This window comes from Candidatus Gracilibacteria bacterium (assembly GCA_041660965.1).
Taxonomy (GTDB): domain Bacteria; phylum Patescibacteriota; class Gracilibacteria; order BD1-5; family JAGOOR01; genus JAGOOR01.
Genome location: JBAZVH010000001.1, coordinates 215,293 through 239,393 on the forward strand (window position 1 = coordinate 215,293; position 24,101 = coordinate 239,393).

At 40.1% G+C, this 24,101-nt stretch carries 21 protein-coding genes and 1 tRNA gene; 13 read left to right on the plus strand and 9 right to left on the minus strand.

Annotated elements, in window-relative coordinates:
• Positions 1-20 precede the first annotated feature (20 nt).
• Genes WC753_01130 through WC753_01140 form a run of 3 tightly spaced genes read right to left on the minus strand, consistent with a single transcriptional unit; the run spans position 21 to position 1,681 of the window.
• Positions 21-653: a hypothetical protein gene (locus tag WC753_01130; protein ID MFA6080066.1), complete on the minus strand. Its 633-nt coding sequence runs from the start codon at positions 651-653 to the stop codon at positions 21-23.
• A gap of 24 nt (positions 654-677) precedes the next feature.
• Positions 678-1,004, minus strand: coding sequence for a hypothetical protein (locus WC753_01135; protein ID MFA6080067.1), 327 nt, complete (start codon positions 1,002-1,004; stop codon positions 678-680).
• Between the two features lie 5 nt (positions 1,005-1,009).
• Positions 1,010-1,681: a 50S ribosomal protein L25 gene (locus WC753_01140; protein MFA6080068.1), complete on the minus strand. Its 672-nt coding sequence runs from the start codon at positions 1,679-1,681 to the stop codon at positions 1,010-1,012.
• Between the two features lie 207 nt (positions 1,682-1,888).
• Here WC753_01140 and WC753_01145 point away from each other — a divergent pair.
• Positions 1,889-1,981 (plus strand) — tRNA-Ser (locus WC753_01145).
• Between the two features lie 232 nt (positions 1,982-2,213).
• On the opposite strand, the gene WC753_01150 is transcribed toward WC753_01145, so the two are convergent.
• Positions 2,214-3,503: a hypothetical protein gene (locus WC753_01150; GenBank protein MFA6080069.1), complete on the minus strand. Its 1,290-nt coding sequence runs from the start codon at positions 3,501-3,503 to the stop codon at positions 2,214-2,216.
• Positions 3,504-3,823: 320 nt separating this feature from the next.
• Positions 3,824-4,297: a hypothetical protein gene (locus tag WC753_01155; protein ID MFA6080070.1), complete on the minus strand. Its 474-nt coding sequence runs from the start codon at positions 4,295-4,297 to the stop codon at positions 3,824-3,826.
• Between the two features lie 51 nt (positions 4,298-4,348).
• Between WC753_01155 and WC753_01160 the strand changes: the two genes are divergently transcribed.
• The 10 genes from WC753_01160 (at position 4,349) to WC753_01205 (ending at position 12,092) form a co-directional block, all read left to right on the plus strand.
• Positions 4,349-6,451 (plus strand): ATP-dependent DNA helicase RecG, encoded by a 2,103-nt coding sequence (locus WC753_01160; protein ID MFA6080071.1) that lies wholly within the window; start codon positions 4,349-4,351, stop codon positions 6,449-6,451.
• A 159-nt stretch (positions 6,452-6,610) separates the two neighbouring features.
• Positions 6,611-6,757 (plus strand): hypothetical protein, encoded by a 147-nt coding sequence (locus WC753_01165; GenBank protein MFA6080072.1) that lies wholly within the window; start codon positions 6,611-6,613, stop codon positions 6,755-6,757.
• Between the two features lie 136 nt (positions 6,758-6,893).
• The gene (locus WC753_01170) at positions 6,894-7,910 is read left to right on the plus strand and encodes a polysaccharide pyruvyl transferase family protein (protein MFA6080073.1); all 1,017 of its coding nucleotides are present in this window, start codon (positions 6,894-6,896) and stop codon (positions 7,908-7,910) included.
• Positions 7,911-7,923: 13 nt separating this feature from the next.
• On the plus strand, positions 7,924-8,331 hold the full coding sequence (gene tsaE / locus WC753_01175; protein MFA6080074.1) for a tRNA (adenosine(37)-N6)-threonylcarbamoyltransferase complex ATPase subunit type 1 TsaE: 408 nt from the start codon (positions 7,924-7,926) through the stop codon (positions 8,329-8,331).
• Between the two features lie 43 nt (positions 8,332-8,374).
• On the plus strand, positions 8,375-8,791 hold the full coding sequence (locus WC753_01180) for a hypothetical protein (protein MFA6080075.1): 417 nt from the start codon (positions 8,375-8,377) through the stop codon (positions 8,789-8,791).
• On the plus strand, positions 8,791-9,768 hold the full coding sequence (gene rsmH, locus WC753_01185) for a 16S rRNA (cytosine(1402)-N(4))-methyltransferase RsmH (protein MFA6080076.1): 978 nt from the start codon (positions 8,791-8,793) through the stop codon (positions 9,766-9,768). The genes WC753_01180 and rsmH overlap by 1 nt, the downstream gene beginning before the upstream one ends.
• A gap of 82 nt (positions 9,769-9,850) precedes the next feature.
• Positions 9,851-10,186 (plus strand): hypothetical protein, encoded by a 336-nt coding sequence (locus WC753_01190; GenBank protein ID MFA6080077.1) that lies wholly within the window; start codon positions 9,851-9,853, stop codon positions 10,184-10,186.
• 3 nt (positions 10,187-10,189) lie between these two features.
• Positions 10,190-10,780, plus strand: a complete 591-nt coding sequence (gene recR / locus WC753_01195) for a recombination mediator RecR (GenBank protein ID MFA6080078.1) — start codon at positions 10,190-10,192, stop codon at positions 10,778-10,780.
• Between the two features lie 59 nt (positions 10,781-10,839).
• Positions 10,840-11,313 carry a peptide deformylase gene (gene def, locus WC753_01200; GenBank protein ID MFA6080079.1) on the plus strand — a complete coding sequence of 158 codons (474 nt, stop codon included), beginning with the start codon at positions 10,840-10,842 and terminating at the stop codon, positions 11,311-11,313.
• A 29-nt stretch (positions 11,314-11,342) separates the two neighbouring features.
• Complete coding sequence (locus WC753_01205) at positions 11,343-12,092, plus strand: hypothetical protein (GenBank protein ID MFA6080080.1); 750 nt, start codon at positions 11,343-11,345, stop codon at positions 12,090-12,092.
• A 380-nt stretch (positions 12,093-12,472) separates the two neighbouring features.
• Here WC753_01205 and WC753_01210 read toward each other — a convergent pair whose 3' ends face one another.
• The 3 genes from WC753_01210 to WC753_01220 form a co-directional block, all read right to left on the minus strand.
• The gene (locus WC753_01210) at positions 12,473-13,579 is read right to left on the minus strand and encodes a class I SAM-dependent RNA methyltransferase (GenBank protein MFA6080081.1); all 1,107 of its coding nucleotides are present in this window, start codon (positions 13,577-13,579) and stop codon (positions 12,473-12,475) included.
• Positions 13,580-13,655: 76 nt separating this feature from the next.
• Entirely contained in the window at positions 13,656-16,034 is a 2,379-nt protein-coding gene (locus WC753_01215; protein MFA6080082.1) for a hypothetical protein, read from the minus strand.
• Positions 16,035-16,037: 3 nt separating this feature from the next.
• Positions 16,038-16,856, minus strand: coding sequence for a hypothetical protein (locus WC753_01220; GenBank protein MFA6080083.1), 819 nt, complete (start codon positions 16,854-16,856; stop codon positions 16,038-16,040).
• Between the two features lie 169 nt (positions 16,857-17,025).
• Between WC753_01220 and aspS the strand changes: the two genes are divergently transcribed.
• A complete protein-coding gene (aspS, locus tag WC753_01225) occupies positions 17,026-18,795 on the plus strand; it encodes an aspartate--tRNA ligase (GenBank protein MFA6080084.1) in 1,770 nt (589 codons plus the stop codon).
• Positions 18,796-18,894: 99 nt separating this feature from the next.
• Here the strand turns inward: aspS and WC753_01230 are convergent, their stop codons facing one another.
• Positions 18,895-20,343, minus strand: coding sequence for an MgtC/SapB family protein (locus tag WC753_01230; GenBank protein ID MFA6080085.1), 1,449 nt, complete (start codon positions 20,341-20,343; stop codon positions 18,895-18,897).
• Between the two features lie 155 nt (positions 20,344-20,498).
• On the opposite strand from WC753_01230, the gene WC753_01235 reads away from it, so the two are divergent.
• Positions 20,499-23,891: a thrombospondin type-1 domain-containing protein gene (locus WC753_01235; GenBank protein MFA6080086.1), complete on the plus strand. Its 3,393-nt coding sequence runs from the start codon at positions 20,499-20,501 to the stop codon at positions 23,889-23,891.
• Positions 23,892-24,101 lie beyond the last annotated feature (210 nt).

Sequence of the window (24,101 nt, forward strand, 5' to 3'; positions counted from 1 at the left end):
AAATTAAGAGGGCAGAAGTATTATTTTTTTGGAGTTTGTGCGATATCTTTTTGATAGGCATCCATACAGCCACTGTAGAGAGCGATCTCATCGAGTGGACGAGCTCCTGCGATACGTCACAACGTGTAAACAGGTATTTTTTGAACACTCTTTTTATCGCTTCCGATAGAGAGAGTGGTGAGTTTCGTAAGTTTTTCAAATGGCGTCAAATCAGAAACAATCATGGACTCGGTTGCAGCACTAAAATCATTGATGATTTTGAGAGATGCTGTATCAGTAGCTGGTATAGAATCACGGATACTCTTGATAGAAGCTCGTACAATATCGATTTCAGGATTCAGCAAATTAATCTGAGCGATTTCTGGAAGAGCTCTCAGAGCTTCCTCATTAAATTGCCACGTCGGATAACTCATCACATTTCTTTCTGTGCATTCCTGGACCTGACTATTTCATTTTGAGCATTCAAAATATGGCATATCTTTTGCAGAACGACCAAATAACTTTTTTTGTTCCGCACAATGTGGACACCATGAGGCACCAAACATAACCACCTTTTTCTCAGCAAGACAGGTAGTAAGATTTTTATACTCACCTGTTCCCGTACAAGAAGAGAGGAGAAGTCCTACGAAGAGGAAAAAAATAATCTTTTTCATACAATGAAAATAAAAAAATAAAAACTAACCCGAACATGCATCACACGAACCGCCCGAACACGTACCACAGCTGGATGATGATTCCCCAGTACCAAAGAGAGAAATCATCACATTATTCACTTCATTTTGTTCTGGCACTACTCATTCAAAAATCATATCTCGGAAATCAATGCTTGATTCTTCTATACAAAGTGCTGGTGTAGTCGTGATATGGAGCTCTTCTCGATATACTGGCGTATCGTATCGCTCCAATATAGCGTCAGAGAGAAGTCATAACTCCTCAAGAGCTATTTGCACACGAGAGAAAAGTGTTTCAGCATCAGGACCTTCTCAGACGATTCGAATTAACATATAATTTATTCAGCTTTTGTTTCCTCAACAGGAGCTTCACCTTCTTCTCATTCTTTCTTTTCAGTCAAGACTTCCACATCAGCAGGCGCCACAACCACTTCTTCGACATATTCTTGGAATGCAGAAGCAATAACGATTGCCTCCGTTTCTTCATGGTGCAAAATTTCTATTTTTTTGCGATCGATAGTAAGGTCAGAAATATGAATCATATCACCTGCTTTTTCTAGGACAGAAATATCGACTTCTATCTCGGCTGGAATATCAGCTGGTAAACAGCGGACCTCGATATCTTGCATAACATGTTCTATGATGGCACCATCACGGGCTGCCTGGCTCGTTCCAACGAGCTTCACTGGCACAGTGACGTGGAGCTTATCAGAAGCGACAACAGCATAAAAATCAACGTGTTGAAAATCTCCAGATACAGGATGTACTTGAACATCATGAATAATCACTTGGTGTTTTTTTCCATCGAGAGTCAAATCAATAATATGAGAAAATCCAGAAACACGAAACACGCGGAGAAGATCAGAAGTATCGAGAAGGATAGGTGTGCTTGGCACCTTTTTACCATAGACTACACCCGGCACAGAACCACCACGGTTTGCTGTACCACGGACGATACGGAGATCGGCTTTTGGATCACGTGCAGTAGCTACGAGAGTCAAGGGAGACATACAAAAAGGAAATTAAAGAGTTTGCGGGAATTATAGCGATACTTCAAATAAGTCAATTTTTATCGAGAGAATTGTTCTAGAGACCGATTTTATCCTCTATCCACCAGTATTTTGAAGGCATTGAAAAACCTATTCATATATGATCATTCCAATTTTTAGAAATAAAATTTGCTCATATCAAAAGTTTTCATACAATCCTTTCTACATGGTGAGTTACCCAAGTGGCTGAAGGGGCGGGATTGCTAATCCTGTAGGGTGATGAAAGTCGCCGCGAGGGTTCGAATCCCTCACTCGCCGCCATGTAATGACATCAATAATCTCCTCCGAAGTGAGGAGATTTTTTATGGCAATTTTATTCTGATGAGTGAGGGATGAGAATCCGAAGTTGAAAAGCAAATTTTTTTGCTTTTCAACAAGGAGAGCCGGGTCGCTGGCGGAGAAGCGACCGAATCCAAGACGAACCGCCATGTTACGTTTTTAACTAAAAGACCCCCCCCCCCCATTGCTGTGGGTCTTTTAATAAAGGTCGAGATTAAATACACAATGCTGGAAAGAGGGTGCAGAGTGGATCCTGCACGACAATACAAGGTTGTGAAACGGCTGGATGCTCACCAGTACAATTTACAAGAGGAACCACTTGTCATGAACTGTCTGAACAAGTTACGGATCGGTATTGAGTATTATCTACACATGCCGCCCAAGGACCAACTTGCCATGAATATATATTAATACATGCTCCATCACTACATCCATTTGGACATTCATATAAATTTTTCTTTCCATAATTATTTTGTTCACAACTATATTCAACGAGTTTCCCAGTTTCCTCATCGGCTGTGCCACAATAATCTACCCAATCATCCCACACATTGGGAGCTTCTAAACCATGAACCTTACCTTTTTCATTATAATTCAGACCACCGTCACTATCGGTACATGTTGCAGGGGTTCCAACAACATCATACAAAATGCCATATGGCCCAAATCCACTATTATCACCTTCAGTTGCTATATGAGAACGTGCCATATCTGTTGGTCGCATTTCCATGATACACTCTTTAGCGTCGAAATGTCCTTCACCACGAGTTGGAGCACCACTTCAGACTAATTTTATTGTCTTTGCTTTAGTGTTTGCAATAAAGATTGGAGAAAAATCAAATCGTACTATTGAATCAGTCACTTTCCCAACTGAGAATACCACATCCGAAGAATTACGAAGCTCGTATTCGCCAAAGATATCACACGTAGTGTCACCTTTGATATTTACCATTTGAAATTGTAAATATTTAACAGCAGCCGTTCATTTATTCGTTGATACTGTCCATTCTCAGAGATTACCTACTGTTCCAGGAACTACAGTATTTACTACGGAGGATCTATATGGAGAAAAACTGAGTCGTGTTTTAGGGTTTGAGAAAACGATATCATTTGCCTTACAGTCTTGATACAGACCAATTTCTATATTGAGTAGTCCCAGTCGTCTTTCTACAGTACGAAGCTCGACAACATTTCTCTGACACTGAGTTTTTGCTTGACCTTTGAGATTTTTACAAGTGTTTTCAAGAACATTTGTATCCAAGGTCAATTCCTCACGTCGTGTTTGAAGACGTTGGACTTCGGCTAGATCTGCAGTATACTGCCTCGTTTCTATTGAACCAGGAGTGACCGCTTGTGGAGTACAGACAAACCCACCACGACTCATAACAGATCCGACTATGCTAGACTTCAGTCCATCGCGATTTGTCACAGAAAGACCAAAAGCTATACCAGCAAGGAGGAGTACTCCTGCTACCACGATCGCAAGTTTGCGTTTGCGTATCATAAAAGAAAAATAAGGAAATAGCAGCTCTCTCTCTTGATAAAAAAACGGAAAATAGAGCGAACTTGTGTAATAGTATCCTATTTTTTATTGTTTATCAAGTATTTTTGACTCTAAATTCTCTACCATAAAATATTTCGCAGTACTTGTTGTCTATACATCACCCCTACCCCCTCTAAAATTCTGGTGAATTTTTAAGGGGGAGAATCCAGGGTGAGTCGGGAACAGTAGCCAAACTCCCTCTTGAAATACTGAGTACCAATGAAGGATTTAAAGGGGAAGGATCAAGGAGAAAGTTGGCTCACAGATTCTTCTATCATATTTTACGCCACTTGCTCGAGTTCTTCTTCACTATCAGCATCACCATCACCACTCTCCCCCACCACCCCAAACCCATCCCCAATATCCTGATCATCAAATCAGATAGCTATGAGATTTTCAGAGTCATGCTTTTTTTCTTCGAGAAATGCAATAATTCTCTCCACAGAAGAAGCGTTCAAGTCATCTCAAAACATATCAGAATAGTCACGGATTTCAATCGGTGCATGACGAAAGATATTCCAATAGACCAGTCCTATCTCTTTGAAACGATTGACGAGGATATTATTGAGTAAAACCAAAAGCCGTGCTTCTTCCACGTCGGCATCTTCATAGTAAGGAATTACAGAGTTAAGATGGGATTCGACCTCTTTTTCGTGGATTCTATGAGCTTTTTTGGCTTCTTCAGCGATACGTGATCTTTCGACCACGTAGTAATCATCGTCAGCGACAGGAGAAAGATGTTTTTTCATTGTCATAAGAAAAATTACACTATAATTCTATTGATTTTCCTACCACACACAAATCCTATGCAATTGACGAAATCCCTCCTTCATACCACAGAGAACTATATCGAGCGACTTCGCCGGAGTGGTATTGAAACTGTGGAAGATCTCTTGCTATTTTTCCCAAAAGGTCTCGAAAATACCAGTGATGTCTTGGAGAGCTTTGCTTACGTAAATATCCAAGAAAAAAACACTATCAAAGTGACACTCATAAATATCGTCAATGAAAAAACGAAGTACCAAAAAAATCTCACAAAGTTTGTCATATCAGATTGTAATGGTATGCTGACTGAGTGCGTCTTTTTTCATACACCATTTTTCAAGAAACCACTTAAGCTGTGAGATACTATCATTATTCACTGAAAGCCAAAATATGAATATGGAAAACTCACGTTTGTACAACCGGATATAGAATTTTTTGATCCAGAGCGACAGGCATATCTCCCGACCTATATTGAGATTCAGTGAATCTCGACAAAATGGTTTCGTGAAAAAATCCCCCTTCTTTTCCCCTATCTGCCACTCTTACCAGAAGTACTGCCAGTGGAAATCCGAGAGGAAAGAAAACACGCACCGAGAATACAGAATATTAAAACACTCCATGCTCCGAAAACGCTTCAGGATTTTGAAGCTGCAAAACATGAGCTCGCATACGAAGAACTTTTTGAGCTCCAGTATCGTGCCATCCAACGAAAAAAGATTATTCAAGATGCGAGCATAGGCCATGTATCGAGTATTCCTCTGAGTGTAGAGCGAATGAAAGAAGCTATTGAGAGACTGCCTTTTTGACTCACAAATGAACAAAAGATAACACTTTTTGAAATCCTCAAGGATATGGAAAAAGATATCTGTATGCAACGGCTTCTGCAGTGAGATGTATGAACGGGGAAAACAATTGTAGCATTTCTCTCTATGCTTCACTGGATACAGTGAGGTGGAGGACAGATAGCATATATGGCACCGACGACGATACTGGCAACACAGATTGCAAAAAAATTAGAAGAATTTCTGACACCCTATGGTATCACATCGAAGCTGTTGATAGGCAGTCTGAAGAAAAAAGAAAAAGAAGAAATCAAACAATGAATCGAAAATGGCGAAATTTCTATCGTAGTCTGAACACATGCTGTCATACAGGAAGATGTCCGATTTCAGCGGCTCAGCTATGTCGTCATCGATGAACAGCATAGATTCGGCGTCGAGCAAAGAGAAAAACTCACGGAATACACTTCAAATTTAAAACACGAAGAAAAGCTAGAAGAAGTACAAAATACAAAATACAAAATACAAAATGAAGGAAATCTTGATTCAGGAAACTCAGTAAACTTAGGAAACATAATAAACTCAGTAAACCCCACCAATCATGTCAGAATCATGCCCCACGTTCTGATGATGACGGCGACGCCTATCCCGCGAACGCTCTCTATGGCGATGTATGGGAATCAAGATATCTCCATTATCCGTGAATATCCAGCAGAGAGAAAAAAAGTCATCACAAAAATCGTTACAGAGCATCACGTACACGAAGCGTATAAATGGATTGAAGCACAGATAGAGCTCGGTTTTCAAGCGTATTGGATCTCTCCTCTTGTAAATGAAAATGAAAAAATCAATGCCATATCCGTGCACGAAACTGCAGAAAAACTCAAGATGATTTTTCCACACAGAAATATAGGAATTTTGCATGGAAAAATGAAAGCAGAAGAAAAAGATATGATCATGCAAGATTTTCTTGATAAAAAATATGATATTCTGTCCGCCACTTCCGTGATAGAAGTCGGCATAGATAATCCTCGTGCAACCGTTGTCTGTATAGAAGATGCACATCGTTTTTGACTCTCTCAACTTCATCAATTCCGTGGACGAGTCGGACGATGAGAGTGGCAATCGTATTGTTATCTTCTGACTGATAAAAATAATTCCGAGAGATTAAAAGCACTTGAAAAAACAAATGACGGATTTGAAATATCAGAAATTGATATGGAATTACGCGGTCCTGGCGAAGTCTACGGTGTACGACAATCCGGCATCCCCGACCTCAAACTCGCCTCTATCACTGATCTCACAAAGATCTATGAAATACGAAATGATATCGAAAAATATCTCCACAAAAAAGAAGAAAAATAGATATAAAAAATACTCGCATAATGAGTACGATATTTTGTAGTGTTATTTTGTGATATAAATATGTTTTTTGGAAAGGTATTTTTTCTTGTGCTATAATTGGATATATAAAAAAATATATATACTAAATTTGTACGTGTTTTATTTCCTAATTTCTTTACTATGCCAGCTCCTAAAAAAGCAGCTAAGAAAGCAGCTCCAAAGAAAGTGGTCAAGAAAAAAGCAGCTCCTAAAAAAGCAGCTCCAAAGAAAGTGGTCAAGAAGGCAGCCCCTAAGAAGGCCGTCAAGAAGGCAGCTAAGAAAAAATAATTATTTTATTTTTTTAGAAAAATACTTCTCGTTTGGGAAGTATTTTTTTGATTGTGAATTTCAAACTGAAATGCAAAAAATAGAATTTCCTTGTGGAACTGAGTAAACTGAGTAAACTGAGTACGCTCATTTTCTTATGAACACTATACTCCTCATGACCGCCACAGGCGCTGAAAATCTCGGTGATGAGCTGATTACTCTATGTGAGATAAAAGCGCTCAGAGAAAAAAACACACACACGAATATCATCCTCTTCTCTCATAGCCCAGCTCGAACATGGAGATTCTTTCGGTCACAAAATATCGCAGAAAAAAATCTCATCATACTCCCCTATTTCCCAACCAATATACGAAAGAATCCTCTAAAAAATATTGTATATTTTTTTCAAACGCTCAAAGTCATCAGACAATCAAATCATACCTATATCGGTGGTGGTGGTTTATTGTACAGTATTTCTGAGGAGTGACATTCTCCTCTTCGTCTCTGGTGGATGCGTGCAAAAATAATTAAATTTTTCAAGAAACCACTCACCTACCTTTCTCTCGGAGTAAGTACCAAAAAAGAGGAGCTTCAAAAATATGCTCATGGATTATTTCAATGAGCAACCATTACTGTCCGAGATACTGAGAGCCAAAAAAAAATTCAAGAAGTTGGCTATAAGTCATCCATCAAGCAAGATCCTGTCTTCGAATATACATTTCAGAAAACAAAGATGACTAAAAATAAACATACGATAGGTATGGCTCTGCGATCTGGATTTTTATCAGATACACTAGTAAAAAATATCATACAAACACTGCTGAAAAAAAATTATCATATTATTTTACTACCTCATTCGCTCCATCCAGATGACGAAAAAGCGCATGATGGATATTATCTCCAAAAATTTCTCTTACCAGGAGTCAGCATCACACAAACAATAGAGCAAACTCTCGCCGCATATACGATGTGTGATTGCATTGTCGGGATGAGACTCCATAGTATCATACTTGCTTCAGTAGGAAATATACCACTAATAGCTATCAGCTATGGCGCAAAGACGCGCGCTATCCTCAGGGAAATGTGACAAAATTTCCTAGACGCAAAAGAAGTGACCACAGAGAATATATGTCAGAAAATATGAAGTATTCTGGAATCAAAACTTGTCACGTAAAAAATTTTCTCCTATGTACGTTGCTCTTTCTGACATCGATAAACACATTTTCTCTCTCACGCCAGGTGATAGGGTGTTTCTCCGATGAGTTCCCTGAGCTGGAAAAACGACCTTCATTCAAGCACTTATCCGCCATCATATGTGAGATAAGAAGCTCACAATAGTCTCACCAACCTATACATACTATCAGAAATATGGGAAAAATCTCTATCATTTTGACCTCTATCGTGCGACCTGTGTAGAGGACATTATACGCATAGGGGCTGATGAAATACTCGAGAATCCAGAAAATATCTGCCTCATAGAATGGCCGGATATACTCGAAGATAGAGTACAGCCGACTCAGACAATTGATATCACTCTCCGAAATGATAAACGATATTTTGAGATTCATGATGTCAAGACGGATGTATTGACATAACATACAAAAATCTTACCCTTTACGCACTTTCTAATTTTTTTTTATGAACAAATTCACCGTCTTATCACTTGTGGCAGCATCAATATTCCTCGTATCGTGTGGTAAACCAAATCTCGATGACGTCATCATAACTCCAGAAACACCTATCGAAAATAATGCACAATCAGCAAAAGTCTGTCAGCCAGTTATCAAATATCTCACATGTTCTCTTGCAAGTGCAGCTGAGGCATCTAAGAAAGGATATGAAAATGCTATTAAGAATTTACAACGAGAAATAGATAACGATGATCCTGCTAAAGTGGCTCAAAAATGTGATAGCATGGTCAGAGTGCTCGTAGAAAAAGTGGCCCAACTCCCTAAAAATGGTTGTATTGTTGAGCCAATCTACGATATAAATGCTATGAAACCAACTCCCGCTCCCACTACAGTAACACCAACAACTGAACGTAGCAAAAAATAATGTCAGACACTCAAAAACATATTGCAGTTTTATACGAAGAGCTCATTGAGTCTCTTCGTATTTTTGAAACTGGAAAGAATATCATCGTCGATGCAACTCTCGGGTTGGGTGGGCACGCCACATGAGTGATACAAAAACTGGGGAAATGAGATGTATTTATTGGTCTCGATTGTGATGAAGCAAATCTGAAGAGTGCAACACAACATCTCCTCTCAATCATATCAGAAAAATCAGTCGAAAATCAACCAACCATTTACTGTATTCTGAGCAACTTCCGTGATATAAAAGAAATCATTCGGAACCTATCAACCTATCAACCCATTAACAAACTAAACGAACTAAACAAACTAAACGAATTAACGTGCGTTTACGCTGATCTCGGAGTGAGCAGTGTGCATTTTGATACCGCAGAACGTGGGTTTTCATTTCGCTTTGATGGACCACTCGATATGCGTCTCGATATCGGTCAAGAAACGACGGCAGCAGATATCATCAATACACTCCCCTATGATAAGATGGCGGAGATGTTCCGCGTCTACGGGGATGAGCCAAAGGCGGGCTTTATTACCAAAAAAATTCTCGAAGCCCGAAAGATACAGCCGCTCTCTACGACAGAAGAACTCACAAAGATAATCACCAGTATCTCTCGTGATGCCCTTCCTCGGGTTTTCCAAGCACTCCGAATAGCGGTCAATGATGAGTTTTGAGCGCTTGAGAAACTTCTCTCAGGTGCAACTGATTTACTGCTTCCATGAGGAAATATATCGATTATTTCTTTTCATTCTGGGGAAGACCGTATCGTCAAAAACTTTTTTCGCAATAACAGTCACGGAGAAGTAGACCAAATAACTGGCCAGGAAACCACTCAATGAAAACTCGAGATCATCACAAAAAAACCTATCACACCAACACAGGCAGAAATACAAGCAAATCCTCGATCAAGAAGTGCGCTTTTGAGAGTAACAGCACGAAAATAAAAAAGCAATAAAAGTTGGTTTTGAAAAAATACAGTTTTTTCATACAATGAAACTCTATTTCTTTTTCTAAAAAGGATACCGTATGAATAAATACTTTACAGAAAAAATCGAACAAACTTTCCGCTCCATCAGAAAGGAGGCGAGAGAAAAGGTAAAAATCTCTTTTTCTCGTGCCTACTGACTCGTGATTATTTTACTTATTATGGTCGGAGGTCTCTATGTATGGATTTTAAATGCTAACGCAAATAGTGGTTATCAGATGACCAGCATAGAGAGTATCCGACGAGAACGGCAACAGACAAAACATACCCTACGATCCAAGATTGCAAAACAAGAATCCCCCGATGAACTCTATCGAAAAGATGATAGAATGAGACCAGTAGATCTAAAAGAAATTACCTATATTACACTTCCCTAAAAAATGCCAGAATCCCTCAAACAGCTGATAGATGCTTTTGCAAAGCTTCCTGGTATTGGTGAAAAAACAGCGATGAAGCTCGTTTTTTATATCGTGACAAAAAAGATATGATTTCTTCAAGAACTCTCCGAACGACTGCTCTTCGTAGAAAAAAATATCTCTGTTTGCCCTCTCTGTCATGGGCTCAAGGACCGAGATGTGGAAATGTGTAAATACTGTGCAAACGACACGAGAGATAGTAAAACCATTTGTGTAATAGAAGAATATGCAGACCTTCTTGCGATAGAGCAAACTGGTGTCTTTCGTGGCCTCTATCACGTCTTGGGATGATCGCTCTCTCCTCTCCATGGACGAGGACCAAAGGACCTCAATTTTGGATCCCTGATGAAACGACTTGATGGTGTCGAAGAAATCATCCTCGCGACAAATCCAAATTTTGAATGAGAGGCCACAGCGCTCTATCTCAGAGAAAATATCCCACAAAATATTCGGATTTCTCGGCTTTCTCGATGACTCCCAAATGCTGGATATATAGACTATGTGGATAGCTTGACACTGATGAACGCACTGAAAGGAAGACAGGAATATCGTTAGAGAGCAGAAAAATGAGCAATTAAGCTTTACTTTTAAGAGTTTTCTGATACATTTTCTGTATGAGACTCACCATCCAGACATGAACCGATAACCCAATACTCCGAGCAGTTTCGAAGCCCGTGAAAATAACCGAACTCCATACTTGCAAAGCTTTAAGTGAAGCGATGCTGAATTATATCAAAAACCCAAAACATCATGGAATAGGACTGGCGGCACCTCAAGTCGGTATCAATAAACGTCTTATCGTGGCTGGGCTTCCTACGCAGAGGGATGAGGAGGGGTATCCTCTTGTCGTGATGATAAATCCTACTATTCTCTCCTCCTCAAAAGCAACTCTTATTGATGAAGAGGGTTGTCTCAGTCTGCCTGGAATCACAGGAAATATAGAGCGATCAACGACGATTGAGATAGAATGGATTGATATCAAAGGACGTAAAATGAAGAAAAAAATCACTGGTTTTGGTGCCCGAGTTGTGCAACACGAGATAGACCACCTCGATGGAGTACTTATTTCAGACAAATTCTTGAAATAGTGGAAAATATATGTTAGAGTAGTATCTGTATGGTACAAAAAGATACTTCCATCCAAGAACTTGCCAAAAAAAACCAAGAACTCCGAGAAAAGCTCATTGCTGCTGAGCAGTGGATTGGGAGGGAGTTTTCTGATATGCAACTCCGCCGTCATAAAGAAGAAGCCACCAATACTACACGTATAAAACTCACCGAAACGCCCGAACATATCGAAAAAAGAATTACAAAATATTTCCAAGAGGAATCAGCAGTACTCGGTGAGGAAAATCAAAAACTTCTGATAGATTCAGAGATAAATTTTTATCATATTGTACGAAACAAGGAGCTTGATGGCTTTGTCGTCACAAATACCTACCAAAAAATTCTCGAAAATCTCTTCGAACAATACATAACCAGTTATTTTAGAGAACAACACAAACGAGGTCGTCTCCATCCAGCGAAGAACGATCTCCTCGAAAAAACACTCTACAAAGTGCTCCATCAAAATTTTCATCTCTCTCTCGGGAAGCTATATCAGATTTTAGAACGAATTATGCGAGGAGAGAAAAGTGATATCATAGACCTTTTTGAGGATTCTCTACGAGAACTCCCCGCCTATACTATGATCTATGATGCCACATTTTGGGAAGACCTTACAGAGAGCATGAATACAGGAGCTTTCGGAGAAAAGCGTCATTCAGGCAAAATAACCTTTCAAGATGTCCAAAAACTTCGCACCATTATGACTGGGAACTTTTCACAGGGTGGATTTATAAAAAATATTCTTCGTTTTTTTGCGTAATACAGGAATGCTGTCTCCTTCTTTTCAAACACCCCCGTTTTTATCTCCTTTGTTCCGCCTATTTCATTCGGCGGACAGGATCTCAAAATCCCCCCTACCCCCCTTTATCAAGGGGGCAAGCTACTTGTTTTCTTGCCATTCGGAGATGAGAGTCTGAGAGGAAACACTGTTTGAGCGGGATGCATTCAGAACATCTGCTGAACTTGGATGATAGCGAGTTTATTTCCTCTCAGTGGTTTTCGTACTTTTGCCATCAAAAGTACGAAAAGGCAGCCAGTAAGACACCCCAATCTTAATCCTAATTGTTCAGCCCCCTCATAAATAAGGGGGAGTTTTAAAAAAATTCCTACCTATGACTATTACTATGACTATCGCTCCTATTAGCTTTCTTCTTTTTGTAAAATTTTCCTCCAAAACTGACATTTATCTCCCCCATTCATCAGATTCGTCTTTGACCAGAGTGAAGCATGGTGAGGAAAATCATCATAAGTGGTGATAACACCACCAGTCAGATGGTAGGTAAGAAATGTATCTTCCAAATCACGATAGAGTAAATCAAGATCATCACTTTCGAGCCGTTTACCATATGGAGGATTTGTCACGAGATGCCCTCCATCGATGCATTCAAGATCTGAAAGTGGTCTCGCGGTAAAAGTAATGGTATCCCCTACTCCCGCTCTACGAGCATTCTCCTCGGAAATAGCTATCATCTCTGGCTCGATATCACTTCCGAATATTTGGTAGGACTGTTTGAAGACTTTTTTTCTCGCTTCTTGAAGAGCTTCAGTATGAAGAGCTGTATCATACCAGAGAAAGTGCAGAAAATCAAAATCTCTCTGCAGTCCTGGAGCGATATTGCGAGCTATCATCGCCGCTTCGATAGGAATCGTGCCACTTCCGCACATCAGGTCATAAAACGGTTTAATATATTTCCAACCGCTGAGAAGTATCATGGCTGCTGCAAGAGATTCCTTGATGGGCGCCTCCCCTGCCAGAGTCCGATATCCACGCTTATGAAGTGCGTGTCATGAAGTATTGATCAAGATATGTACCTCGTCAGCGACGACGAGAATAAATATCTCGATTGGCTGATGCAGCATATTTTCATGCCACTCATCATCTCCATTCGAGAGTCGACGAATAATGGCTTTCTTTGTCACCGACTGAATCGTAGGCGTATTGGAAAGTGCTGAACGAATACTTGTCGCAGAGATATTGATGGGCGTATTTCCTGGTATCCACTGGCTCCAGTCGATACTTTCGATACACGCGAAGAGTCCATCAAACGATGTCAAAACTATCTTATCTAGTTCAATATAAATACGATTGGCAGTACGTGACCATATATTCGCCGTGGTCATCGTCATCATATCTCACGAGAAGCCCACCAATCGATCTTGACCATACGTTATCTGAATATTTTGACGCTCGAGCTCACTGCGCACCAGACGCTCAACTCACGGAGTACAGGTAGCGAGAAATTGCATATTCCAGCATTATAGTGAGAAGTACCTGGAAGGCAAAAGAGAGATATTTCCTTATATCAAAAAAAGAGGAATATAATTATTTAATTATATCAGCTTTTAACTCTTCAAGCAATAGCTTCTTCTTCTTGAAATCAAATGTATTAGGTATACTGAGTTGTGGAAACACTTGACTAAATAAAGCATCTATTTTAGCCGGTTCTACTGGAATATTTGGTATGGACTTTAAAACAGTTTTAACGTGTGCTTTTTCGGATGGATCTAAATTAAACGTATATTTACCGGTATTATCTTTAGCCACTGCATTCCTATTAGATCACATTTTAATAGTACCGTCATTTTCAAACGTTGCATTATGAAATGGTTGTTCGGCTGCCTTTGCTTGAGCTCAGAGACCATCGCGAAGCGTCCCAAGACCTGCAGCTTCAACAGCTGCTGGATGATCTCAGAGAATGCCAGCCATATCTGATCAGTTTCTACTATTTTCAACAGATACCTTAAATGCTTTCATCTCAGGAGTATTTTTCTCATCTGGTAGAAGTTTTTCAATTGCTGCCAAGACCAAATTTTTGGCCTCTTTTGGATCACGCTCTGTTGTCTGTAAATATTTATTTATTACATTATCTAATGTTCCAACACTAGATTTAAAGTCATTGTAAGCTTTTTCATATGACTGTCGTTGTCCTCACATCATATCGCTCATACTTTTCCCGATTTGTGCATCTCGATTTGTGACGCTGGTATTGATGCTGCGTGCGATATTTTCGAGAGCAGCCGGATTCGTCAAAGCAGCAAATGCTGGATGTGGCAATGGAAGATAACTCGGTGAATGAGCGACGAAGTTTCCGACACTATTTCAGAGTTTCTCAAAAGGCGCAAAAGCTGCTTTTGTGACGTCATCATACTTCGCAGCTACACTGACTCACATAAACATAAATACGAGAGCGAGCATCGTCAAAATAATATGAGCAAAGATATCCTCCACGCCACCTATCAGTCCTGCTGTCGCACCTCATGCTGAAGCGATACTTGCATTACCCGCGCCTCAGATAATATTTGAAAACGTATCTCAAAAATTGAGAATAATCACAGAATCTGTAGTACTTTCCTTTGTTACCTTGGCTGATGTCAACATAGGAGTCGTCCCGATGAGCAGTCTGGAAGTAAAAACAGGACCATCAGCACTTGATTCTTCTACAATACAATATGTCACCATATTACCTACTCATTCTTTTGTACAATATTCTACGCCTTGTTCATTGGGCTTGCCAACTCAGCTATGAAAATTATCCCGCACGACTCAGACAAAAAGGAGTCCAAAGGCAAGAACCGCTGAGACAAGCACAGGTACCATGGCGAGCTTAAAAAATGCCTTAAAACCAACAGAACCCATCCCAGATTCTCATCCCTCTCAGACAGGTGTTCAGAGTCATTCTCATGTAAAAAATGCCAATCAAAAAAGTGGCGAGAGCATAATATATATCCAGAGTTTTATCGCACGCGCTAAGAGAATCCAACATAGTGCTATCAGCATTATCGCAAAAAATATAGTCACTATCAGACTGAGTCAAAAATTACGAACAATGCCCATTAAGCTCTTAATACAAGACTCAGAAGTTTGATATTGTACCGTATTATCGGAACCAGTCTCTGCGGTACATAATTTGTCCAAGGAAAACTTATTAGCATCTTGTATTTTAAAGATGTTATACGCATAGATCATAATGATAAAATACGGACCAGCTTCATTTCGATTGAGAAATTCTGCTGGCGACATACATCGTGCACCAGTTTCCTCATTCCGTCAACCATCACATACTGTGCTCGGACCATACCCATCATCTGTATTCGCAGAAAAATCAAATTCTTTTGGTAGGACTTTTTGGTGCCATAGAGATGTATCTTGTTTACCGAGTCCAGCGCCCGTATCGAGCTTACTGATAGATCCCATAGGGATAGAGAGGACTGCTGCCACGGCTTGATTTGCAAAAGAAAGTGTCCAACTCACAATCAGCCAAGTAAAGGGAACTATCAAAATACCAACGAGGAAGGATCAGAGCTTTTTCTTGAAAGCATATTCGTTTTCAGGACCTCCAAAGATCTGCATAATCGCCATATAGAGGAGCATTATTGCAAACACAATATAAACAATATTTGCCACCAATATCCAAACATCTAGAAAATATGGTCTCAAACCAAAAAAGTCACCCATGGTCCAGTCAGGAGAGAGGAGCCATCCTGCGAGCACGACCATCGGTCAGAGAATCATAGCTATCAACCCAAAGAGAAGATTGAGAATTTCTATGATATTTTTTGTAATATCACTATCAGTATACTGGGCATTGTCTGTAGTTGCTCCAAAACACGCTCACGTCACCATAATGCCGAATATGACAAGAAGTGATATCAGACGTTTTTGACGAAGAAAATTCAGAATAGAAGAGAAAATTTTGAGCATATATTAGAGTGTTGTGCGAGAAAATATCTTGAGATCCTCAAGGGCTGAGACATTGGATCATTTTGGGAGATTAACAGTGACTCACTGAACCAATGCTGGCGTATTGGCTTTGATGACGGTGAGCTTTTCGTCAGAAAATTGTATGAGATTTTGGTATTCGCCTGCGATTTGTTGACCAAAAATCTGCCCATATTTATGATCTTGTTGTACGAGGAGGAGCTCATCGAGCTGCGCGATACCATCCATAATACCGCTACTGCTACGATCGCGATATGCCTGTTCGATCTTTGCTTGTGTATTTTTGATATCTGTTTGTGTACCGACAAGTGCGTTTTTGTGGATAAGGGCCTGGGCATTGATAGCTCGCAGTGTAGTGATCGCCTTTTGAGTATGTTCAGAGAGTTGCCCGATATAATACTCCAGAGCGGCTTGCCGATCTTTCTTGACATTGAGATAGGCAGGGACATCGATTCCAGCAATCTCTTCATACTCCGAAAGCTCTCGAAAATGATCAGAAAAGAATACTTCTCCATCCAGAGCATCTCGAATAATGGCTGTTTCTGCAGTAGAGACATCTTCTGGTAATTTGATTGGCACTTCAGTGACACGAGATGCACCTGTACCAACATTATTGACGACTGCGACCCCCACAAGAGCAAGTGGCTCCTCTGGTGCACTCTCGAGTACGAGCGAAGACTCAAGAGAAAGAGAAAATCCATACGCTGTAATACTCACTATGACACAAGCGGATACGACAAATCAAGACCAATCCTTGAGAGATATGCCCCGGAGTTTAGATTGTGATTTTTTGTGCTTTCACATACAGATACAATACCTCATTTTTTGCTCTGGTTCAAGCAAAAGCAGGAAATAAGAGTACGAATAAGATTGACAAATAAATAAAAAAAGTAATAGAAAAATACATTCCTTCTTTTTTCTCTTTTCTTTTTTCTTTTTTCTCTAGAATGAACGTATTAATTAATCATATTCTATGCACCGAACTCATACCTGTGGACAGCTCAATGCACACCATCTTACTGAAAAAGTAACTCTCGCTGGTTGGATAGCCAACCGTCGCGACCACGGGGGAATCATCTTTATCGATCTCCGTGACCGCTATGGTATTACCCAGCTCGTATTCGACCCTCAAGCATATGAAAATGTCACAAAAATCATCGAGTCTGCTCGATCTGAATGGGTGATAAAAGTCGAGGGTGAAGTACGGTCTCGCCCCCAAGGACAAACAAATACCCATCTTCCAACGGGAGAAATAGAGATACTGGTGCACGAATGTACCATTATCAGCAAAGCAAAAACGCCTCCATTTGAGATCAATGATCATGGCAATATCAATGAAGATATCCGTCTCAAATACCGTTATCTCGATCTCCGTCGGGAAGTCCAGAGAAAAAAGATAGAATTTCGTGCAAAAGTAAATGAATACACGAGAAAATGGTTTAGCGAAAAGGGATTTCTCGAGGTACAGACACCGATTTTTACGGTCAGCTCACCAGAAGGAGCGCGCGATTATCTCATCCCCTCTCGTCTTCATCCAGGAAAATTTTATGCTCTACCACAGGCGCCACAACAGTATAAGCAGCTCCTGATGGTCGCTGGTGTGGATAAATATTTTCAGATTGCACCATGTTTTCGTGATGAGGACCCTCGAGCCGACCGTCATAGCTGTGAATTTTATCAGATAGATTGTGAAATGAGCTTTGTCCATCAAGAAGATGTCCTCGAAGTCGCTGAAAATTTTGCCAAAGAACTTGTTACTGATCTTTGCCCTGAGAGAAAACTCCTTACCCCTATTTTTTCTCGCCTCACACATCGAGAAGCAATAGAAAAATATGGTTCCGATAAACCAGACCTCCGTTTTGACTGTCATTTTGAAGATTTTAGTGAGGTATTTGCAACATCAGACTTTTCTGTCTTTACAGGGGCTATCAAAAAGTGAGGCGTTGTAAAAGCCTTTAAGCTTCCTGGCGTCGCTATGTCACGAAAAGATATCGATGAAGTGACCGAACTGGCTATCTCTCAAGGTGCAAAGGGTTTGGCATATATCATCTACGAAACAGAAGGACCAAAAAGTCCTATTCTCAAATTTATGAGCCAAAAAGAACTCAAGCATCTCGAAGAAAAACTCCAACCACAGGTCGGTGATATGATATTCTTTGGAGCCGATGAGAGAGAGCTCGTCAATAAAGTGCTTGGATCGGTCCGTATTGCTCTCCGAAATAAATACAATCTCGTCGATACCAACACTCTCTCTTTTGCTTGGATTACAGATTTCCCAATGTTTACACGAGATGAAAAGACAGGAAAACTGGATTTTGACCATAATCCTTTTAGTAGTATCAATGCCTCCGTGGAAGACCTCAGAACCATGGACCCTCTTGATGTCTACGGATTCCAGTACGATCTTTCTTTAAATGGCTATGAAATTCTCTCTGGATCCGTGCGTAATCATGATCTTGAACTTCTCACAGAAGCATTTCGCATGGTAGGAAGATCTGAAGAAGAAGTAAAAACAAAATTTGGTGGTATGTATGAAGCATTTCAATATGGCGTACCTCCTCATGGTGGTTTTGCCTTTGGGGTGGATCGACTCATTATGATCCTGATGGGTGAAGATAATATCCGAGATATTTATGCATTTCCAAAGTCCGGAAAAGCACAGGATATGATGATGAATGCACCCAGTGAAGTCGACGAAGAAAGTCTCAAAGAACTCCACATACAGCTCAAGGTGGGAAAATAAATAAAGTGCTTTGGTGCGGTGGGTACTTACGTGATTAGGTTCTTCACGCCAATAATTCCTTTGGTCCTCTTCTCTTCTTTTATCCTATTTCTTCCTCCATTATTCTCCGAGAGAGAAGAGTATTGCCGGACTTTGCGGAATAATATTTGTCGAGATAAGCCCCGTGTTTTTATAGGATATAAATATCATACTACCGAGGACAATAACTCCCACGCCTAAAATGCTTCAGAGAATTCGAAAAACGTAGGATCCAAATTTGGGACTTCAAAACTTTTTTGCCAGAGCGATTTTAACAGCTGTATTTGTAACTAATGCAATAATAATGGCCACCGTCGCAGCAAGAGAGGAAAGCCCCTGTCATACGAGAGCAGATTTTTCTGCCATATCCTGCGTGATAGCGTCGACATCTGCAAGTCCTGAGAGAACGGATATAATATAAATAGGAAAATCTTTAAAATTTTTGAGCCATTCAATATGGGTAAAAAAATCTTGGTAAGATAGAGCGAGTGTCGAAAAGAATTTAATGAGTACGATGAATCCTGCGAATTTGAGAGCAGGGATGATCTGAAAAGGGCTCTCATAGGTACTGGAAATAGATTGTACATCATGATTTTTTGCTTTTCTCCAGAGCCATATGAGGATAACTCCTGAAGTGATAATCATGGCAGAAATCGGGATAAGGAGTGTCCCGAGTAGGTAGGGATTAAACGCTGTAACGATGATAACAATACGGAAGAGCATAATCGTACAGGCCGTAATAGTCGCAATCACTGTGGGATAGAGATGCTGAGCAGCATGAGTGCTCGTCTCAGCCATAGAGGAAGTCACGGCAGTGGATGACACCATGCCCCCGATAGCACCAGAAAAAATAATCCCCTTACTCGCTCCATAGATCTTACTCAATACATATCCGATATAGCTCACGCCTGACATAACCACCACGAACTGCCATATACTATAAGGATTGAAAAATGGAGCCGTAGTAAAATGCCCTTGTGGAAGAAATACAAACAGTTCCTGAAGTGTGTATTTTTGGTCAGGAAGAAGTGGGAGAATAATCAGAGCAATAACAGCAAACTTAAGAGTATTGGTGACTTCCACACTCCCCATCTTATCGATCAGAGGGGCAATACGTGACTTATATGCGAGCATAATCGTCAAAAGAACTCCAATAAAAATAGCAACCTGCATTTCTCAGAGCATCACAATAGTACCCAGCAAAAATGTCACTAAAGCAGCTAATTCACTCGTCACACCAAATAGATCATGATGAAATGCAGAATAAATATAAGAAAGAAGGATAAATAAAAATACTATAGTACCAATAAAAATCACCATATTTTGTGGTGATCATAATATCTCACCGAGATACACAGATATGGCTCATAAAATAGCCATTAATGTATAGGATCGAAGTCCTCAAAAAACAGAATGACTCTTGGTAACATCCGCATACCTATGTGCCGCTATCACCTCTCTCTCAATACCGACAAGTGCTCAAAGTGCCGCTGCCTCTAGAAAACGAATAATAATATCAAGAATTGTCATATAACCTATCTTACTCTACTTTACTGGAAAAATCAAACTAAAAGAATTTGCTAAAACATATTCTTATAGTGAAATATATAAAAAGACTTGCTTTTAAAAAAATATATATATGATATACTCTATGTGAGGACTTTTTCTTCTTTAACTACACATTTATGAATAAATATTTTGTTCAATATGTCGTCATCCTACTTTCTCTTGGTTTTTGTTCTACTGCAATGGGATATAGCACCAGCGACTGTGCTATGGCTGAAGATCTCGCCAGAACTGGTCTTGTATACCAACAAAATAACTGTTCCAAGTACAGTCTCGATCGTACTATTTATCGTCAAGAAGTAGCCGCTTTGGCACTTCGTGTCGCTGAAAAATGCTGAAGGATAGACAATATACCTGATCTCAGTGATTATAGCTGCCAAAATATATTCGTTGACGTAGGGGTGTACCGTCCCAATTCTTGGGCATGTCGTTCTATAGAGATTCTCGCAGAAAATGGTATTGTCACGACATCTCGTTATATGAATGGTAGAAGCGTATTCCAGCCATTACAAGACATCACACGTGCCGAAGCTCTTTCTATTATTATGGATAGTGCAGGTCTTGATTTCCGAGACACGATCTATGATGATTGGAGATTTTCAAATAGTGGTGCGGTCTCTTGGCAAAAACCAGTCATGCAATATGCAAATGATAATGATATCATCTCTTCCATAAATACTTTTGGTCCTAACAAAGTCGCCTATCGTAGAGAAGTGTTTTATTATGTACAGCAATCCATCGAGAGCTGTCTCGACGGAGATTCAAGTAACAACAATAATGATGATACTGATAATTTTTACATCACCTCTGATGATGTAACTCCTACAACCAATCAATGGGTAGATATGACTGTTCGTGCTCGTGATGGAACCTCTACAGATACTGGATACAGAGGAACTGTTAATTTTGACGTGTACTATCGATCTGGGAGCTCTTCTTCTTGGATTAAAACAACCTCATCTTCGTACTATGAAATAGACAGTGATTATGATGATAGCTACACATTTACTTCTTCCAATAATGGACAGAAGACTTTGAATAATTTTATTCGATTTAAGAAAAATAATTATTCCTACAAAGTAGTCGTCTCTGATGAAGATGATGATAGTATCGAGGGGTACAAGGTATTTACGGTGGGGAGTTCAAGTAACAACAATAATGATGATACTGATAATTTTTACATCACCTCTGATGATGTAACTCCTACGACCAATCAATGGGTAGATATGACTGTTCGTGCTCGTGATGGAACCTCTACAGATACTGGCTACCGAGGAACTGTTAATTTTGACGTGTACTATCGATCTGGGAGCTCTTCTTCTTGGATTAAAACAACCTCATCTTCGTACTATGAAATAGACAGTGATTATGATGATAGCTACACATTTACTTCTTCCAATAATGGACAGAAGACTTTGAATAATTTTATTCGATTTAAGAAAAATAATTATTCCTACAAAGTAGTCGTCTCTGATGAAGATGATGATAGTATCGAGGGGTACAAGGTATTTACGGTGGGGAGTTCAAATAATGATACCTGTGACTATGGTGAGTATGAATCTGGAAATAATTGTTATACGTGTGGTAATCGCCCTTCTAACGCCTACTATCTCGAACAATGAAGCTGTGACTGGGAGTGTGACTCTGGGTATGTCGAAAGAAATGGATACTGTGAATACGAATCTCAGAACTGTAGCATCGGACAGTATTTTTCAGGAAATTCTTGTTACAACTGTACTACCAAGCCATCAAGTGCTTATTATACCAGCTACGGAACTTGTGATTGGAGCTGTAATAGTGGATATTACAGAGATGGAAATACTTGTGTAAGCAATACTCAAATATGTGGAATCGGTCAGTATGCCAATGGAAGCTCTTGTCAAAACTGTGTATCTGCTCCGATACATAGTTATTATACAACTGCTGGATCTTGTAGTTGGGCATGTAATACAAACTACTATTCGACAGGAAGCCAATGTGTATCGTATACTCAAAACTGTGGTGTAGGGCAATATCTCTCTGGTAATGTGTGTGCAAACTGTACTACAAAACCAACTAATTCATTTTATTCTCAAACTGGAACGTGTGATTGGACATGTGACTACGGGTTTACACGTGATGGAAGCTCATGTATCCAAAGCCAAACATATGCATGGTATAATAGTAGCTGGAACACATGTAGTGCAAGCTGTGGAGGAGGAACACAGTTTCGTACTGTGGAATGCCGAAATCAGTTCTGAGCAGCTGTCAGCAATTACCTCTGTAGCGGTACTATGCCACCTACTAGTCAGTCATGTAATACTCAGACATGTACGACCTACTCTTGGAGTATCGGCAATTGGGGAACATGCAATAGTAATCAACAAACTCGTAGTGTCGTATGTAGAAATAGCAATAATCAGAATGTATCAGACAGTTATTGTACGACGTCTAAACCATCAACGGTGCAGAGCTGTACGAGTACGACCTACTCATGGCAGACATATAACTGGGGTACGTGTAGTGCTACCTGTGGAGGCGGAACTCAAACTCGTATAGTACAGTGTGAAGATGACTATGGTAGTGTCACAAATAACTGGATGTGTAGCGGTGGTATGCCTCCTACCAGCCAATCATGTAATATGCAAGCATGTACGACCTATTCATGGAAAACTGGAAACTGGGGAACTTGTTTCAACAATACACGAGATCGTACTGTTCTCTGTGAAAGAGATGATGGAGTACTTGTATCCAGTTTTTACTGTGATAGTGGTACGAGACCTGCTAGTTCGGAAAGCTGTGTCAGCATGACCTACTCTTGGAGTATCGGCAATTGGGGAACATGCAATAGTAATCAACAAACTCGTAGTGTCGTATGCCAAAATAACTTAGGACAAACTGTATCAGATGGGTACTGTGCTATCACAAAGCCAGCAACGGTGCAGAGCTGTACTAGCTATACCTATTCATGGACAACTGGTAACTGGGGTACGTGTAGTGGTGGCCAACAGACTCGTAGTGTATCATGTCAGAGAAGCGATGGAGCGATGGTTTTAAATTCATATTGTAATAGTGGTACTCAGCCAACGACGGTGCAGAGCTGTACTGCATATAGCTGGTATAGAGGAAATCCGAACACTTGTGGTACGACATGCGGCACTACCAGAACTGTGTTATGCCAAAATAACCTCGGCCAAACAGTTGCTGATACATACTGCACCACGTCTAAGCCATCACATATCTGCTCAAAAGCTCTTGTATGGGTCGCGACAGACAGCACAAAATCATGTAATACGGTCTGTAACCAAGCGAATAGCTGTTGGGTGGAAGATGAGCAAGAACAAGCGTGTGCATCTGGCGAAAGACATCCTACGTGGGGAACATTTAACTATCTTTTTGGGTCCGCTTCCAATCCTATCAATCTCGGAGGGTACTGGATTTATGAGAGGAATAATCGATTCTATTGTTATGGAAAAAATGAGACACCTACCTACCTCGCAACAGGAAAAGTAGTATCATGTCTCTGTCAGTAATTAGGATTTCTTAAATGTTTGTTTTTAAAAAAAGCACTTCACAAGAAAGTGCAAAGATTGTGTAGAAGATTTCCGGTAGTGAGGGGTGAATAAAAAAACAGAAACGTGCAAAAACGAACAGGACAAGGAACTAAATATTTCGACGAAGGAGTTTGCTGTGAGTAAATGACTGAGGAGAAATAGTGCAGTGACGAAGTAATGCGACGTTTT